General features: G+C 71.7%; 16 protein-coding genes. 13 read left to right on the forward strand and 3 right to left on the reverse strand.

Annotated features, from left to right (window positions below):
* Nucleotides 1–21: 21 nt before the first annotated feature.
* Nucleotides 22–468 (reverse strand): hypothetical protein, encoded by a 447-nt coding sequence (locus AB4Z14_RS14775; RefSeq protein ID WP_442275846.1) that lies wholly within the window; start codon nt 466–468, stop codon nt 22–24.
* 181 nt (nt 469–649) lie between these two features.
* Between AB4Z14_RS14775 and AB4Z14_RS14780 the strand changes: the two genes are divergently transcribed.
* From AB4Z14_RS14780 to AB4Z14_RS14790, 3 genes are all read left to right on the forward strand, one after another.
* The gene (locus AB4Z14_RS14780; protein ID WP_442275847.1) at nt 650–2,995 is read left to right on the forward strand and encodes a molybdopterin cofactor-binding domain-containing protein; all 2,346 of its coding nucleotides are present in this window, start codon (nt 650–652) and stop codon (nt 2,993–2,995) included.
* Nucleotides 2,996–3,005: 10 nt separating this feature from the next.
* Nucleotides 3,006–3,482 (forward strand): (2Fe-2S)-binding protein, encoded by a 477-nt coding sequence (locus AB4Z14_RS14785; protein ID WP_442275848.1) that lies wholly within the window; start codon nt 3,006–3,008, stop codon nt 3,480–3,482.
* Nucleotides 3,483–3,710: 228 nt separating this feature from the next.
* Nucleotides 3,711–3,884: a hypothetical protein gene (locus tag AB4Z14_RS14790; RefSeq protein WP_442275849.1), complete on the forward strand. Its 174-nt coding sequence runs from the start codon at nt 3,711–3,713 to the stop codon at nt 3,882–3,884.
* A 139-nt stretch (nt 3,885–4,023) separates the two neighbouring features.
* Here the strand turns inward: AB4Z14_RS14790 and AB4Z14_RS14795 are convergent, their stop codons facing one another.
* Nucleotides 4,024–5,817 (reverse strand): protein kinase domain-containing protein, encoded by a 1,794-nt coding sequence (locus AB4Z14_RS14795; RefSeq protein WP_442275850.1) that lies wholly within the window; start codon nt 5,815–5,817, stop codon nt 4,024–4,026.
* A gap of 202 nt (nt 5,818–6,019) precedes the next feature.
* On the opposite strand from AB4Z14_RS14795, the gene AB4Z14_RS14800 reads away from it, so the two are divergent.
* The 10 genes from AB4Z14_RS14800 (at nt 6,020) to AB4Z14_RS14845 (ending at nt 15,527) form a co-directional block, all read left to right on the forward strand.
* Nucleotides 6,020–7,105 (forward strand): YhjD/YihY/BrkB family envelope integrity protein, encoded by a 1,086-nt coding sequence (locus AB4Z14_RS14800; RefSeq protein ID WP_442275851.1) that lies wholly within the window; start codon nt 6,020–6,022, stop codon nt 7,103–7,105.
* 82 nt (nt 7,106–7,187) lie between these two features.
* Complete coding sequence (locus tag AB4Z14_RS14805) at nt 7,188–8,402, forward strand: FUSC family protein (protein WP_442275852.1); 1,215 nt, start codon at nt 7,188–7,190, stop codon at nt 8,400–8,402.
* A 498-nt stretch (nt 8,403–8,900) separates the two neighbouring features.
* Complete coding sequence (locus tag AB4Z14_RS14810) at nt 8,901–9,296, forward strand: MerR family transcriptional regulator (RefSeq protein ID WP_442275853.1); 396 nt, start codon at nt 8,901–8,903, stop codon at nt 9,294–9,296.
* 75 nt (nt 9,297–9,371) lie between these two features.
* Complete coding sequence (locus AB4Z14_RS14815) at nt 9,372–10,409, forward strand: aldo/keto reductase (protein ID WP_442275854.1); 1,038 nt, start codon at nt 9,372–9,374, stop codon at nt 10,407–10,409.
* Nucleotides 10,410–10,524: 115 nt separating this feature from the next.
* A complete protein-coding gene (locus AB4Z14_RS14820; RefSeq protein ID WP_056772985.1) occupies nt 10,525–11,178 on the forward strand; it encodes an MBL fold metallo-hydrolase in 654 nt (217 codons plus the stop codon).
* Nucleotides 11,179–11,206: 28 nt separating this feature from the next.
* Nucleotides 11,207–12,013, forward strand: coding sequence for an ABC transporter ATP-binding protein (locus AB4Z14_RS14825; protein ID WP_442275855.1), 807 nt, complete (start codon nt 11,207–11,209; stop codon nt 12,011–12,013).
* Nucleotides 11,989–13,560, forward strand: coding sequence for a hypothetical protein (locus tag AB4Z14_RS14830; protein WP_442275856.1), 1,572 nt, complete (start codon nt 11,989–11,991; stop codon nt 13,558–13,560). Before AB4Z14_RS14825 ends, AB4Z14_RS14830 begins: the two co-directional genes overlap by 25 nt.
* A 124-nt stretch (nt 13,561–13,684) precedes the next feature.
* Nucleotides 13,685–13,858 (forward strand): hypothetical protein, encoded by a 174-nt coding sequence (locus AB4Z14_RS14835; RefSeq protein ID WP_156415467.1) that lies wholly within the window; start codon nt 13,685–13,687, stop codon nt 13,856–13,858.
* On the forward strand, nt 13,855–14,598 hold the full coding sequence (locus AB4Z14_RS14840) for a cytochrome b N-terminal domain-containing protein (protein ID WP_442275857.1): 744 nt from the start codon (nt 13,855–13,857) through the stop codon (nt 14,596–14,598). The genes AB4Z14_RS14835 and AB4Z14_RS14840 overlap by 4 nt, the downstream gene beginning before the upstream one ends.
* A complete protein-coding gene (locus tag AB4Z14_RS14845; RefSeq protein WP_442275858.1) occupies nt 14,595–15,527 on the forward strand; it encodes a hypothetical protein in 933 nt (310 codons plus the stop codon). Before AB4Z14_RS14840 ends, AB4Z14_RS14845 begins: the two co-directional genes overlap by 4 nt.
* Nucleotides 15,528–15,607: 80 nt before the next feature.
* On the opposite strand, the gene ppgK is transcribed toward AB4Z14_RS14845, so the two are convergent.
* Nucleotides 15,608–16,366: a polyphosphate--glucose phosphotransferase gene (ppgK, locus tag AB4Z14_RS14850; RefSeq protein ID WP_442275859.1), complete on the reverse strand. Its 759-nt coding sequence runs from the start codon at nt 16,364–16,366 to the stop codon at nt 15,608–15,610.
* Between the last annotated feature and the right edge of the window lie 12 nt (nt 16,367–16,378).

Below are 16,378 nucleotides of genomic sequence, written 5' to 3' on the forward strand. Positions count from 1 at the left end.
CGCGGGCCCACGTCGAGGGACTCAGCCCGCAGGCGCCGGAACCCGTGACGGAGGGGCGAGCAGCCGGCGCACGACGAGCCGGCTCAGCAGGAGCGTGAGGATGAGCAGCGTCACCGACACGAACCCGCCGAGGCTGACGCTGTCGCCGAAGACGAGATCGATGGTCTTGAGCACGACGAACGTGCTGCCGACGAGGACGCCCCACAGGAGCAGCCCGGCGCCGACCTTGCCCACGGCGCTGCGCGCGGCGGCGAACCGGCCCTTCGCCCGCTTCTTCACCGCGACGACGACCTCGAGGACTCCCGTGAGCAGGACCGCCGTGAGCAGCGACAGCGTGAAGGTCTCGCTGATGACCGCTGGGACGTACTCGATGAAGAGGTTGAGCACGACGACGTAGACGAAGACGTCGACGACGTCGGTGGCGCGCCCGGTAGTCGATCGGGGCGTCGGATCGACCTGACTGGGCACGGAACGCACTGTAGGGGTGCCATCTCGCGGCGCCCGTGACATCGCGCCACGTCGGCTCGTTGGGCAGGACAATCCGGATCCGCCTGTTGCGGCGAACCACGGAGGCACCACCACGTGCGACCCGCCCCCACCCCACGGCACCCCGGTCGCACGTGCACGTTCCGAGAAGGGACCCCAGTCGATGACGACGACGCCCGGCCACCCGCACGCCCAGTGCTCCGTCCGAGCCCATGGCTCACCACCCGACGGCGTCAGCCGAAGGCGCTTCATCGGCTTCGTCGTCGCCGGGGCCACGCTCACCGTCGCGGCGGAGGTCGGCGGCGCCGCTCCTGCCTCGGCCGCGGTCCCCAGTGCGCCGCAGGTGCCCGAGCTCTACGACCTCGGCGACCTCCAGACCCACTCGGCGCTCCCGACGTCGCAGCTGATCACCATCACCGTCGACGACCACGGCCACGCCCACTTCGCGATCCCGCGGATGGAGGTCGGGCAGGGCATCACGACGGCCGCGGCCATGATCATCGCCGACGAGCTCTCGATGCGCGTCGAGGACGTACGCGTGACGCTGGCCCCCGCGCGCCCCGAGCTCGTCTTCAACCAGCTCACCGGCGGGTCCAACACGATGCAGTCGATGTTCACCCCGATCCGGGTGGCCGCCGCGGTGGCCCGTGGGGCTCTCCTGGAGGCCGCGGCGACCGCGCTCGGCGCCACCGTGGCCTCGCTCGTCGCCAAGGGCGGGGTCGTCACCGCTCCGGACGGCAGCACGCGAACGTACGCCGAGCTGTCGGCCTCCGCCGCGAGCTCGACGACGACGGCCGTGGACGTCGAGCTCGCGGCGACGAGCTCGTTCGACGTCATCGGCACTCCCCGCAGCCGGGTCGACGCGCTCGATGCCGTGACGGGGCGCAAACGCTTCACCATGGACCTCGACGTGCCTGACGCCCTGCCGACGATGGTGTGCCGCCCGCCCACGCTCAACGGATCGCCGCGCAGCGTCGACAATCTCGCGGCCGTCCGGGCCCTGCCCGGCGTCACCGACGTCGTCGTCGTCGACACGGGTGTCGCCGTGCGGGCCGAGACGTTCGGCCAGTGCATCGACGCCGTCCGCGCCCTCCGGGTCACGTGGGACGGCGGCCCGGTCGAGGGCGAGTCGGACGACTCGGTGCTGCGCCGGCTCAAGGCCGCAGAGCTGCCCATGACCGTGCCCAAGGTGCCGCTGCTGGCGCAGACCGTCGACCTGCGCTTCGAGTTCATGTTCCGCAGCAGCGCCGCCCTCGAGCCCAACTGCGCCATCGCCGACGTCCGCGACGACCGCGCCACGGTCTGGGCCGGCCTCAAGGCTCCCATCGTCGCCCAGCGCAACATCGCCAAGGCCCTCGGCCTGCCGATCGCCCGCGTCGCCGTCAACGTCGTGACCGGCGGAGGGTCCTTCGGGCACAAGCTCTTCGGTGACGCGGCGATCGAGGCCGCGAAGATCTCCCGGGCCATGGGCAAGCCCGTCAAGCTCATGTGGCACCGCGCCGACGAGCCCCGTCAGGGGCGCACGCACCCGATGGCGACGTCACGGATCCGCGCCACGCTGCTCGCGGGGGAGGTGCTCACCTTTGAGCAGCGGCACACGAGCATCAAGACCGACTTCTCGCACGGCCTGGGCGAGCGGCTGACCGCGATGGCGTCAGAGCTCCCCGCCGGCCTGGGCAACCTCGGTCTGGCCGAGTCGATCTTCACGCTGACCCAGGAGCTGCCCTACGACTTCGGGGTCGTGACCCAGCTGCTGGGCGAGGTCGACATGGGCTTCAACACCGGCAGCATGCGCAACATCTACTCGCCCGACGTCGCCTGCGCCAACGAGCTGTTCATCGACCAGCTCGCCAAGAAGCTGCGCAAGGACCCGCTCGCCTTCCGTCTGGCGTTCCTGCGCAACGAGCGCGTCAAGGCCTGCCTGCGCAAGGTCGCCGAGGTCGGGCAGTGGGGACGGTCGATGCCGTCCGGCACCGCCCAGGGGATCGCGATCCACTCGGAGTACAAGGGCGCGACGGCGGTCCTCGTCGAGATCGACTGCCGCCCCGAGACCGTGAACCGGCAGGTCCGAGACGCCGTGACCGGTCCCCGCGTCACCAAGGCCGTCATCGCCATCGACGCCGGGCTCGTCGTCAACCCGCGCGGACTCGAGGCGCAGATGATGGGCGGCGTCTCCGACGGCATCGCGCTCGCCCTGACGAGCAGCAACCACCTGCAGGACGGTCACTTCCTCGAGGCGAGCTGGGACAACTACTTCTACACGCGCCAGTGGAACGTGCCCCCGACCTTCGAGTGCATCGTCATGCCCTCGGACGCCGAGCTCCCCGGCGGCGCGGGTGAGGCCGGCGTCGCCGCCTCCGTCGCCGCCACGGCGTGTGCCTACGCCCGCGCCACCGGCACCGTCCCGACCCGGTTCCCGGTCAACCACGGGACCGTGTCGTTCACCCCGAAGACCTTCGTCCCCCCGGTGCCGCCGTCGCCCACCGACGGCCTCGCCCACACCTACTGAGGAGCACCCCATGGCACAGCACACCTTCCGGGTGAACGGCGAGTCCGTCACCGTCGACGTGGCCGACGACGTGCGGCTCCTCTGGGTCCTGCGCGACGTCCTCGGCATCACCGGGCCCAAGTACGGGTGCGGCATCAACGTCTGCAAGGCCTGCACCTCGCACCTCAACGGCAAGGCCTTCAACCCCTGCTCGGTGCAGGTCAAGGACGTCGGCCCCGACGACGAGATCACGACGATCGAGGGCCTGCCCGACACGGTGGGCGCCGACCTGCATCCCATGCAGGAGGCGTGGCTGCAACGGGACGTCGCCCAGTGCGGCTACTGCCAGCCCGGCCAGATCATGGCGGCGGTGGCGCTCGTGCGCAGGGTGAGGGCCGAGGGCCGCGCCATCACCGACGACGACCTCGACGGCATCCGCAACGTCTGTCGGTGCGGCACCTACACCCGCATCCGCGAGGCGATCCGGGACGGCGCGGAGCGCATGTAGCTCCGGTGCCGGCCGTCGACCAGCGGTCGGTCGACGGCCCACCGACGGCCGCGCGCCCTTCTGGCCGCGGCCGTCGGCTGACGATCCCTTGCACGTTTCTTTGGACTTTCTTGCAGAAACTCGGGCAATAGGGACGTATCCGCCCTTTGCGGCTGGTACACCTACTCCTGGAGACCGGCCACAGGGTAGAGCCGGGTGCCGCGACCAGGGAGAACCACGATGAGTGCAGTGACTGCGGCCGACGACGAGACGTTCGCGACCGTGATGACCGGCAGCGAGCGGGCAGCGATGCTCGAGCGTCTCGCGCAGGTGTGCACGACGAGCGTGGTCGCACCGGTCGGCGCGGCGCGGAACCGAGCAGGGCACTCCGCGCGTTCACTGGTCATGTGGCGTTGCCCCTGACGGGATCCCCCGTTACCGTCGAACCACACCCCGAGCACCCCGCCGTCCGCGGCGCCCCGCCCCAGATCTGAGGCACGGCCACCCGAACGCGGTCGGCGGGGCTCGGCACACCTCGGCGCACGTCGCCGAGCCGTTGCCGTCAGAGCTGGCGGCTGCTCAGCACCGACGAGCGGTCGATCTTGAGGATGCCGCCGTCGTCGACGAGGGAGTATGCCGTCCGCTCCTCGAACCGACGCCCGTCGTCGAAGGCGTAGCGCAAGGTCGCCACGACCGACCGCGGTGCCGACCCGGTTGCCTGGCGGACGTCGACGGAGGAGACGGAGCCCCAGAAGCGCTCGTAGGTCGCGCGGCTGCCGGACGTCGTGGACCGGTAGCGGTCGGTCAGGCGCGCCCACCCCGCGTCCGTGTTGCCGGGGAGCAGCGCGTAGTAGTCCCGCACGGCGCGCGCGAGCTCGGCATCCGTCGGGCGCCCCGACACCGTCGTGGACGGAGCCGGCGAAGGAGCCGTGGACGGCGTGTTCGACGGGGTCGCCGGGCGCGTGCTGGTCGGAGCGGTCGTCGAGGGCGAGGGCGACTCGGCCCGCGATGTCCTCGGCGACGTCGGCGGTCGCGTCACGCTGGGCGTCCTCGGGCTGCTCGACGCGACCGGCGGCGCAGCCTGGCCGCCGGGGTCGGTGGTGTCGCGCTGCAGGCCCCAGATGGCCAGGCCGGCGCCCGCGAGCACGAGGAGGGCCACGACGAGGAGCACGGCGGAGCGGCGGCGGCCCGGGGCCTCGCCGTCCCGGTCCACGTCAGCGCCACCCACGCCACCCTCGTCACCGCCGGTCTCGAGCCGCGTCGCGTCGGAGGGTGGAGTCGCCATGACTCGCGCCGGCGCGTCGGTGGCGCCGGACGCCCCCGCCGCTGGCAGTCGGCTCGTGTCCGAGGTGTCGCCGCCCAGGTTGTCGCCGGCGAGCGACGCTGCGCCGCCCGCGGCCGCTGCTCCCGCGGCCGCTGCGCCCGCGGTCGCTGCTCCCGCGGTCCGCGCCGTCCCGCCCACGGGAAGAACCCGCGTACGGTCGGGCCGGAGGTCGGTCCCGGCACCGGGAGGGGCCACGGGGCCCCGGGGCGGACGTCCGGCGGCGACCTCGGCGAGGTCGGCCGAGACGTCCTGCATCGAGGGACGGTCGTCGGGAGACGCGGCGAGCATCGCGAGCAGGACAGGGGCGAGCGGACCGTCACCGGGCGGGGTGATCGAGCCGGAGGCCACACGGTGCAGCAGCGCCATCGGGTTGTTTCCGGTGCCGAACGGCGGCGAGCCCTCGACGGCGGCATAGAGGGTCGCGCCGAGGGAGAAGACGTCCGAGGCCGGGCTCGACGGCGCCCCGCGCGCGACCTCCGGGGCGAGGTAGGCCGGGGTGCCGGTCACCATGCCGGTCGAGGTGAGGGACACGTCGCCGACGGCGTGCGAGATCCCGAAGTCGGTGATGCGGGCCGTGCCGTCCTCGGCGACGAGCACGTTGCCGGGCTTGACGTCGCGGTGCACGATGTCGGCGCGGTGCGCGGCGGCGAGGGCCGAGCCCAGCTCGGCGCCGAGCTGGGCGACCTCGCGCACCGGGAGGGGGCCGCGCTCGGCCAGCACGGCGTGCAGGCTCCGTGACGGGAGGTACTGCATGACGAGGCACGGCTGGCCGTCGTGGTCGACGACGTCGAAGACGGGCACCGCGTTGGGGTGGTGCAGTCGGGCCGTGTTGCGGGCCTCCCGCATGGCGCGTGCGTGGGCGACGCGAGCGTCGGCCTCGTCGAGGCCGACGGGGGAGTGCAGCTGCTTGACGGCCACGGCGCGGCTCAGTCGCTCGTCCCAGGCCAGCCACACGTGACCCATACCGCCGGAGCCGATCCGGTTCATGAGCCGGTAGCGCCCGGCGATGAGGTCAGGCGATACGTCCACCATGCGCGGCCTCTCCCTCCGGTTCGTGTCGGCTCGTGCCGACTGCGGTCGGTCGTGCCCGCCGTGCGAAGGCGAGCACCTGCCCTCTCGGGCGACGCGTAGGGCTTCGTACCCACAGCAGCGCCCCATGCTGCCATTGCCCGACGACGACACGGGACCGGGCCCGTCCCGTGCGGCCGTCGCACCCACTGGGTACGGGCAGGGAATGGCACCAGCAAGCGACCCCTCACGCAGCAGCCGTGGCCACGCACGGTCCGACACCCCCGACACCCCCGAAACTCCTGACACCCCCGACACCTCCGACACCTCCGACACCCCCGACAATCCCGAGAGTCCGTCCGACCTGCCCCGGTCCTCGCTCGTCGCGGCCCTCAAGAGGGCCCGGGTCGAGTTCAAGCGGGACAACCTCACCGACCTCGCCGCCTCGTTGACCTACTACGGCCTTCTCTCGATCGCCCCGGCTCTCGCCGTGCTCGTCGCCGCGCTCGGACTGATGGGCCGCGACGCCACCGCGCAGGTCGTCCTCCAGGTCCAGGCGATCGCGCCCGGGTCGAGCGCGGACTTCGTGCGCACGCTCATCGTCCAGGCACAGGCGAACCGGACGAGCGCCGGCTTCGGGGCGGTCCTCGGACTGCTCGTGGCGCTCTGGTCGGCCTCGGGCTACGTCTCGGCGTTCATGCGGGCGTCCAACGTCATCTACGACATCCCGGAGGGTCGCCCGATCTGGAAGACGGTGCCCATCCGCGTCGGGGTGACCTTGTTCGCCGTCGTCGTCATGGTCGCCAGCGCGGTGATCGTCGTCGTCAGCGGGCCGGTGGCCGAGCAGGTCGGCAACCTCATCGGGGCAGGTGACACGGCCCTCCTCGTGTGGGGGGTGCTCAAGTGGCCCGTGCTGCTGGTCCTCGTGTCGTTGCTCTTCGCCGTGCTCTTCTGGGCCAGTCCCAACGCGAAGCAGGGAGGCGTCAAGTGGGTCAGCCCCGGAGGCGTCATCGCCGTGCTGATCTGGCTCGTCGTCTCGGGACTCTTTGCCGTCTACGTCGCACTGTTCTCGTCGTACAACAAGACCTACGGGTCTCTGGCTGGTGTCGTCATCTTCCTCGTCTGGCTGTGGCTGACGAACATCGCGATCCTGCTCGGCGCCGAGGTCAACGCCGAGCTCGACCGGAGCCGTGCGATCGCCGAGGGTGTCCCGGAGGACCTCGAGCCGTTCGCTGAGCCGCGGGACACCCGCGCCATGGACGACATCGACAAGCGTGCCGTCGAAGAGGCGTCGGAGCGCAGGTCCTCGTGAGCGTGTCCGCCTGGATGCCGCGGGCGGGGGAGCGGGGACCGGTCGTGGCCGGGCGTCCGGATGCGACTGCGGGTGTCCGCACATGAGCCAGTGGCAGGACGACGCCCACCAGCGGCTTCGGGCCCTGCGTCGGGCGCTGCACCAGCCCGGGCCGGAGCGCGACGCCCTGCTGCTCCTCGTCAAGGCGGCGATCGCGACCGTGCTCGCGTGGCAGTTCGCGGTGCGGGTGCTCGACAGCCCGGTCCCGTTCTACGCGCCGATGGCCGCCCTCCTCGTCGTCGACCGCACGATGGTGCGTTCCCTCTCGGCCAGCGCCCAGCGCATCGCCGCCGTCGTGCTGGGCCTCAGTGTCGCGTGGGTCGTCGCCACGGTCTTCGGGGTCACGTGGTGGACCATGTTCGGGGTCATCCTCGTCGCGCTCGTCATCGGGCGGTGGTCGCGTCTGGGGGAGCACGGCATCCAGGTGCCGGCCATGGTGCTCCTGTCGCTCATCACCGCCGGTGGCACCGACGAGCACTTCACGTACCTGACGATCGTCGAGACGGTGGCCGGCGGCATCATCGGGGTGGCGACCAACGCCATCGTGCTGGCACCGCTGCACCTGACCAAGCCGCGTCAGCGGGTGTCGGCGCTGGCGCGCCAGGTGCGTGAGCTCCTCGAGGAGATGGCCTCCGGGCTCCGCGGCGACTGGGACGTCCAGTCGGCGCGTCGGTGGTACCGCCGTGGAGGCGAGATCGGCGACAAGGCGCCGTACATCGTCGACGACATCCGCACCGGTCGCGAGAGCATGCGCTTCAACCTGCGTGACAACATCCGTCCCGCAGACGTCGACTGGGACGGCTACGAGCGCACCGTCACCACGCTTCGACGGACCGTCTGGCAGGTCACGGGCATCGGCCGCACCCTCGTCGATGCTGCTGCCGAGCGCCGCCGACGGCCCGCGCCCTCGGCCAGGTTCCTCGCGGAGTACGCCGACGCACTCGACGGGATGGCACAGGCGGTGTCACAGCTGGGCCGACACGACGACGACGCGACCCGGCGGTTCGACGAGGGCACGGCCCGGGCTCGCGAGGTCCTCGCCTCCCTGAGCGAGCAGGTGCGCACGACGCCCCTCGAGGACCCCGAGCAGTGGCCCGTCTACGGCTCGCTCATCAGCGACTCGCAGCGGGCCGTCGCCGAGCTCGAGTCCGCGCGCGAGGCGGCGGTCGTCCCGGGTGACACCGGATCGCTGCGGCCGCCACCACCCACAGCAGGGCTGTGGTCCCGACTCCGACGTCACAGGCAGCCAGATCGCTGACGTCGTCCGGCTACCGACGCGTAACCCCCGGGCGTGTCACGTCGTTCCCACAGCACGCGGCCACGAGGTGCGCGTCCCGCGCGGTCGTTCCGCGGCGCCGGAGTGGGAGCCGGCGGACCAGCCCCGTTCGGTCGCCTGCCGAGGAAGAGAGGAGCGACCCGTGCCGGCACCCGTCGCATCCGAGATCGTCGTCCCGCCCGATCGCGCCGTGACCCGGGCGGATGCTGCACGCATACCGCCACGTCCCTCAGCCGCGCACCGCACCACGAGGGGGTCCACGTGAGCCACGACGGGTGCGCCCCGCACCCCGCCCCCGGCTGGGAGTGCTGGACGTGGCCCGGAGCCCAGGAGCGACGCCTCGCTCCGACGCGCGGCGTCGGCCGTCGTCGCCAACGTCTGCTCCGCGTCGCCGTGTGCCGGCCCGTGTCGGGTGGACGGGAGCACGACAGTCGTCCGCCTGCTTGACTTCGAGTGCGCTCGAAGCGCCAGCATGGTCCGGTGACCGTCATCGCACTGCCCCAGGGCCTGACCATCGCCGAGGCCTCCGAGCGCACCGGACTGACCACGCACACGCTGCGCTACTACGAGCGCGACGGGCTGATGCTGCGCGGCGTCGGCCGTACGAGCTCAGGCCATCGCGTCTACACCGAGAGCGACCTCACGTGGGTCCGGATGCTGACGCGCCTGCGCGCCACGGGGATGCCGATCCGCGAGGTCAAGGCGTATGCCGCCCTGTGCCGTTCGGGAGACGGCAACGAGACCGAGCGACTCGCGCTGCTCCAGAACCACCGGGCACGGGTGCTGGCGCAGCTCGCCGAGGTCACCGAGCACCTGGGAGCCATCGACAACAAGATCGGGATCTACCAGTCGGCGCTCGAGCGCGCCGAGACCTGAGACTGCCCGCACGGGCAGCGACGGCGCGGTCGACCGCTTGACTTCGAGCGCGCTCGAAGCGTTTCACTCGATCGCATGACCCAGAACCCCGAGACCACCACCCCTGCAGGAGACCGAGCACCGCTCGGCACGCGCACCCTCGGCACAGCGTTGCCACTGACCGTCTCGACCGTCGGTCTCGGCTGCATGGGGATGTCCGAGTTCTACGGCACCGGTGACGAGGCCGCCGCCGTCGCCACGATCCACCGCGCCCTCGACCTCGGCGTCACCTTCCTCGACACGGCCGACATGTACGGGCCGTTCACCAACAAGAAGCTCGTCGGTCGGGCCCTCGACGGTCGCCGCGAAGGCGTCGTCCTCGCCACGAAGTTCGGCAACGAGCGAGCCGAGGACGGCACCCGGCTCGGCATCAACGGCCGACCGGACTACGTCCGCCGCGCGGCCGACGCCTCCCTCCAGCGGCTCGGCGTCGACCACATCGACCTCTACTACCAGCACCGCGTCGACCCGAACGTGCCGATCGAGGAGACCGTCGGCGCCATGGCCGAGCTCGTCGAGGCCGGCAAGGTCGGCCACCTCGGTCTCTCGGAGGCCTCGCCCTCGACCATCCGGCGTGCCCACGCCGTCCACCCGATCACCGCGCTCCAGACCGAGTACTCGCTCTTCACCCGCGACGTCGAGGACGAGATCCTCCCGACGCTGCGCGAGCTCGGCATCGGGCTCGTGCCCTACTCTCCCCTCGGACGCGGCATCCTCACCGGGGCCATCACCTCACCCAACGACCTCGAGGCCGGCGACTCCCGCCGCACCGCCTACTTCCCGCGCTTCCAGGGCGAAGCCCTCGAGTCGAACCTGGCCCTCGTCGCGCGGGTGCGCGAGATCGCGGAGTCCAAGGGAGCGACCGCCGGACAGCTCGCCCTCGCCTGGGTCCTCGCCCAGGGTGACGACGTCGCGCCGATCCCCGGCACGAAGCGGGTGCGCTACCTCGAGGAGAACGTCGGGGCCGCATCCGTGCAGCTGACCGCCGAGGACCTGGCCGCGATCGACGCAGCCGTGCCGAGGGCCGCGGTGCAGGGTGCCCGCTACGGCGACATGTCGAGCATCGACGCCTGAGTCCTCGCGTGGCGGCCGTTCCCGCGCAGACGTGCGCCTGGCGGGAGCAGCGTTCCGGGGCGGGCGGGGGCGCGTACGGCGGTGGGGTCGAGCAGGACCGTGATTAGGTGGTGGCATGCGCGTGACTCACCTCGGACATGCCTGCCTCCTCGTCGAGGCCGCCGACCGCCGCATCCTCATCGACCCGGGCAGCTTCTCGACGGGTTTCGAGGACCTGACCGGCCTCGACGCGGTCCTCGTGACCCACAACCACGCCGACCACTTCGACCCGGAGCGGGTCAGCGCCCTGATCCGCGCCAATCCCGGGGCGACGGTGCACACCGACCCCCTGACGGCCGAGAAGCTGCGCGACGAGGGCCTGCCGGCGGTGCCGTCCCGGCAGGGCGAGGACTTCGCCGTCGGCGACGTCACGGTCACCCCGGTCGGCGAGCTGCACGCCTTCAACCACGCGGCGATGCCGCGCATCCCCAACGTCGGTGTCGTCCTGCGGGCCGACGGCGAGCCCTCCCTCTTCCACCCGGGCGACGCGTACGACGGCGAGCCCGGCCCGGTCGACGTCCTCGCCCACCCGCTCAGCGCGCCGTGGGCCGCGAGCCGGGACTCGATCGCCTTCGTCGGGCGCATCGCCCCGAAGGTCTTCATCCCCATCCACGACGCGCTGCTCAGCGACGTCGGGCACCGGATGTACTCCGGCCACATCGAGCAGTTCTCCGGTGTCGACGGCCTCACCTACACCCCGCTGCGCGACGCCGAGTCGGCGATCTTCTGACGCTCGATCTCGGGGGAGGGGGAGTGACATGAGCGACGTGACCGATCTGCCTGCACCACAAGGCGATCCGACTGAGGGTCCGGCGATCGCGTTGAGGGGGCTGGGCAAGCGATTCGGCGACCTCATCGCGGTCAAGGGGATCGACCTCGACGTGCCGCGAGGCTCGTTCTTCGGCCTTGTCGGTCCCAACGGCGCCGGCAAGACGACGACGCTGTCGATGGTGACGGGACTGCTGCGCCCCGACGCCGGACAGGCGTTCGTCCTGGGTCGCGACGTCTGGGCCGACCCCGTCGCCACCAAGCGGCTGATCGGCGTGCTCCCGGACGGGCTCAAGGTCTTCGACCGGCTGACCGGGCTCCAGCTGATCACGTATGCCGGCCTGCTCCGTGGGATGCCGCGCGAGCTCGCGTCCGAGCGGGCTGCAGAGCTCGTCGCCGCGCTCGGCCTCACCGAGGCGCAGGGCAAGCTCGTCGTCGACTACTCGGCGGGCATGACGAAGAAGGTCACGCTCGCCTCGGCGCTCGTCCACGGTCCCCGCGTCCTCGTGCTCGACGAGCCGTTCGAGGCGGTGGACCCGATCTCGGCCGCGACGATCCGCCGCATCCTCTCGGGCTTCGTCGAGTCCGGCGGCACCGTCGTCCTCTCGAGCCACGTCATGGACCTCGTCGAACGCATCTGCACTCACGTCGCCGTCATCTCCGACGGGCTCGTCCTCGCCGCGGGGGAGCTCGACGACGTCCGGGGCGACCGGTCGCTGGAGGAGCGGTTCGTCGACCTCGTCGGCGGGTCCACCGAGGTGGTGGGGCTCTCGTGGTTGCGCACCTCGTCCGACTGAAGCTCACCCTGCTGCGCAACATCTTCCGGCGCAGCCGTGCCCAGGCGATCGGCGCCGTCGTCGGCATCGTCTACTTCGCCGTCCTCGTGGCCGGGCTCGCCGTCATCCTCGCCTCCTTCCGCGGGTCCCTCGACGCGGCGCGCGTCGTCATCCCGCTCGCCGGCGCCGCCGGCATCGTGCTCTGGACCGTCGTGCCGCTCTTCTCCTTCGGCTCCGACCCGACCCTCGACCCGGGTCGCTTCGCCACCTTCGCCGTCCCACACCGCGACCTGACGATCGGCCTCGTGGCCGCCGCACTCGTCGGGCTGCCGGCGATCGCGTCGATGGTGCTGTCGGTCGGGGTGGTCGTCGCCTGGTCCCACACGCTCGCCTCGACGCTCGTGGCCGTCGTCGCGACGGCGATCGGTCTGCTGACGGCGATCACGACGAGCCGCTGGGTGTCCGCGGTGATGACCCAGGCGATCTCGAGCCGTCGCGGTCGTGACGTCATCGCGGTCCTCGGCCTGCTCCTGCTCGTCGTCATCGGTCCGGCGATCTCCGTCGTGGCCAACCTCGGAGCGAGCCTGCGCGACGTCGCCACGACAGCCGCCGCCGTCGTCGGCTGGTCGCCTCTCGGCTGGGCCTGGGCCGCCCCGGGTGACGTGGCGGCGGGCGACCTCGGCACCGGGCTGGTGCGCCTGGCCCTGGCCGCGGGACTACTCGTCGTCGTCTTCCTGCTCTGGTCCCGGGTGCTGCGTGACGAGGTCGACAACCCGCGCGCGGTCTCGCGCTCCGACTCGGGCACCTCGTCCGGAGACGACCTCGGCCTGCTGGCTCGGCTGCCCGGTACGCCGCTCGGCGCCGTCGCGGCGCGCGTCCTGACCTACTGGCGCCGTGACCCCCGCTACCAGATCAGCATGGCCATGACCCCCGTCGTGCCGCTCGCGCTGCTCATCCCGTTCGTCACGGGCGACGTGGCGTGGACTCCGCTGCTCATGGGCCCCCTCGTCGCGTTCCTCCTCGGTTGGAGCGAGCACAACGCTGTCGCCTACGAGTCCGACGCCCTGTGGCTGCACGTGGTGTCCGGCACGTCCGGGCGGGACGACCGTCGCGGGCGGCTCCTGCCTGACCTCCTCCTCGCCGCCGTCCTCGTCCCCGTCTACGTGGTCGTCGGGGTCGCGTTCGCCGACCGCTGGGACCTGCTCCCGGCTGCACTCGGACTCTCCGTGTCGCTGCTCGGAGCGGGGTATGCCGTGTCGAGCGTCATGAGCGTCGTGCTGCCCTACCCCGTGGCGGAGTCGGGCGAGAGCCCCTTCAACGCGCCGCCGGGGGCTGCCGGGATCACCATCGCCGCGCAGTCGATGGCGAGTCTCGGCACGCTGCTGCTCGCCTCGCCGACGATCCTGCTCGCCTGGGGGGCCTGGCAGGGTTCCGTCGCCGCCGGCTGGGGGGCGGGCGTCGTCGGGGTACTGCTCGGCATCGTCGTCGGGATCGTCGGGGTCGGCGTCGGCGCTCGGCTCTACGAGCAGCGGGCGCCCGAGCTGCTCTCGGCACTGCGGCGTTCGTAGGCCCGTGGGCGCCGAAGATCACATTCGGGCGCCGGTGCCGGCCGCGCAGATCTACTCTTACGTTGTGTAGTAGATCTGCGCCGGGCAGGAGGACTCACAGCTTCGCACTCCCCGGAGGCCAGAGATGATCACCCAGTTCCTCGCCGCGTCACAGCCGGTTCCTGCAGGTCCTGTCGTCCAGTGGGGATGGCTGACGATCACGGTCGCCAACCTCCTGGTCATCCTGCTCATGGTCGTGGTCTTCGTGCTCGCCCTCCTGCTGCCCTTCCCTGCTCCCCGTGAGGACGAGGACCAGTGAGCGGGCCCTCGACGTCCCTGCGGTCGGAACCGACCGAGCCGCAGTCGCGCCACGCCCACGACACCTGGACGGCCGCCCTCACCCGTTGGGTCGAGGGCCTCGTGCCTCGCGGGCAGTGGCTGCCCGACCGGCAGCCCGTCTACGTCGCCTCGTGGATCTACGTCTTCGGCGTCGCCTGCCTCGCCAGCCTCGTCGTCATCATCGTGTCGGGCCTGGTCCTGTCCCTCGGCGGGGTGGCCTGGTGGCACGTCAGCACGCTCGGACACTTCGTCAACTCCGTGCACCTCTGGAGCGTCGAGCTCTTCTTCGCCACCATGGTCATCCACCTGTGGGGCAAGTTCTTCATGGCGTCGTGGCGCGGCAACCGCGGACTGACCTGGGCGACAGGCGCGCTCGCCTTCTTCGGGTCGCTGGGGACGGCCTTCACCGGCTACCTCATCCAGACGAACTTCGACGCACAGTGGATCTCGACCCAGGCCAAGGACGGGCTCAACGCCGCGGGCATCGGGGCCTGGTTCAACGTCATGGACCTCGGCCAGATGATGCTGTGGCACGTCTCGCTGCTCCCGCTCGTCGTCGGGGCGATCGTCGTCGTGCACATCGTCCTCGTGCGCCGACGCGGCGTCGCCCCTCCGATCGGTGCAACGGAGCCGGCGCCGCCCGGTGCTGCCGCTGCGGCGGGCGCGGCGCCGACCGAGAGCCCTGCGACCCTCGCCACGCGCAGCGGGGTGAAGTCATGAAGCGGGGGACGGGTGGCTGGGGACCCACCCCTGACTCGCACGCCTTCCCGACGCGCCGCTACGACCTCGTCAAGGAGTTCGTCATCGCGCTCGGTGTGGTCTCGGTGCTGTCCGTCGTCGCCGCCCTCGTCTTCTCGTCTCCCGACGAGCCCGCGATCTCCTTGCAGCAGTGGGCGCGTCAAGCGCCGGCGGACGTCGTCGCCACCGCTACGGGAGAGCTCGCCGGTACGACGACCAGCGCCGGCTACGGCGCGCCCTACAACACCGCTGGCGAGGGGCAGAGCCTCGGCCCGGTCAACCTCCAGACGCTGCCCGGGGTCACCGTCCCCGTCGACTCCGCGAAGGACCTCGTGCTCGACCCCGTCCGCAGCCTCACGTCGGACCCGGCCGTCGTCGCTGCGGTCCACGCCTGGGACGCGGCGTCAGCCGACCGGCAGCAGGCGTGGTCCGCGGCCTACGCCGACGCCCTGGCGGCCGCGCCGGACGGGGACCCGGCCAAGGTCGCGAGCGGTGACTACGGACCGGTCCCGATCATCGCGGCAGCCGAGCTGCAACTGGCCGACGGCGGCGCGCTCGAGGGTCTGCTGACCTCGCGCACGACCTTCTTCGGTGTCGACAGCACGCGGGCGCTGCTGCTGCTCGCCGACGGGACGCACCTCGAGGACGCGGCCCGCGCCCAGAACCTCGGGGGCGACCAGTGGGGGATCATGAACGAGACCGGCAACTACCCGGGTCAGCCGTGGCTCTGGCTGTACTCGCTGTGGTACCAGGTACCGCCGTTCTCGACGTCGGAGAACGCCGACATCGCCGTCTGGTCCCTCATGATCCTGCTGAGCATCGGCTTCATCTGCATCCCCTGGATCCCCGGTCTGCGCACGCTGCCGCGGCACCTCGGGGTGCACCGGCTCGTGTGGCGGACCCGACGCTGACGCGGGACAGCTGAAGGGGCTGCCCGGCGGTCGCCCGGCAGCCCCTTCCGCTGCTCAGACGGGTGCGCTCGGACCGGTGTTCAGGCGAGGTCGGTGGCGAGGTGCGCGGCGCCGATGATGCCGGCCTGGTTGCGCAGCTGGGCCGGGACGATCGGGCAGCGAAGCTTGAGCTTGGGCAGGAAGTCGTCGCTGTCCTTGGAGATGCCGCCACCGACGATGATGAGGTCGGGGGAGAAGAGCTTCTCGATGGTGTCGTAGTAGGTCTGGAGACGTTCGGAGTACTCCTCCCACGACAGGACCTCGGCGTCCTTGACGGATGACGCGGCCCGGTCCTCGGCGTCGTAGCCGTCGATCTCGAGGTGGCCCAGCTCGGAGTTCGGCACGAGCCGCCCGTCGTGGATCAGCGCGGTGCCGATGCCGGTGCCGAGGGTCGTGAGGATGACGAGGCCCCGCACGCCCTTGGCGGCGCCGTAGTACATCTCGGCGAGACCGGCGGCGTCGGCGTCGTTGAGGACGGTGACGGCGCGACCCGTGTGCTCCTTGATGAGGGCTTCGGCGTCGGTGTTGATCCACGACGGGTCGATGTTGGCCGCCGAGAGCACGGTGCCGCGGATGACGACCGCCGGAACGGTCACGCCGATGGGGGAGTCGCCCGTCACGTCGGCGAAGTGGTCGACGATCTGGTCGACGACCTCGGCCACGGCGTCGGGGGTGGCCGGCTTGGGCGTCAGGATCTTCAACCGCTTCCCGGCCAGATCGCCGGCCTTCAGGTCGACGGGGGCGCCCTTGATGCCGCTGCCGCCGATGTCGATGCCGAGGGGCTTGCCGTGCTTGGCCATGGTCCGTACTTC

Origin of the sequence: Terrabacter sp. 2TAF16 (assembly GCF_052115065.1) — a bacterium.
In the GTDB taxonomy this organism is placed as follows: Bacteria; Actinomycetota; Actinomycetes; order Actinomycetales; family Dermatophilaceae; genus Terrabacter.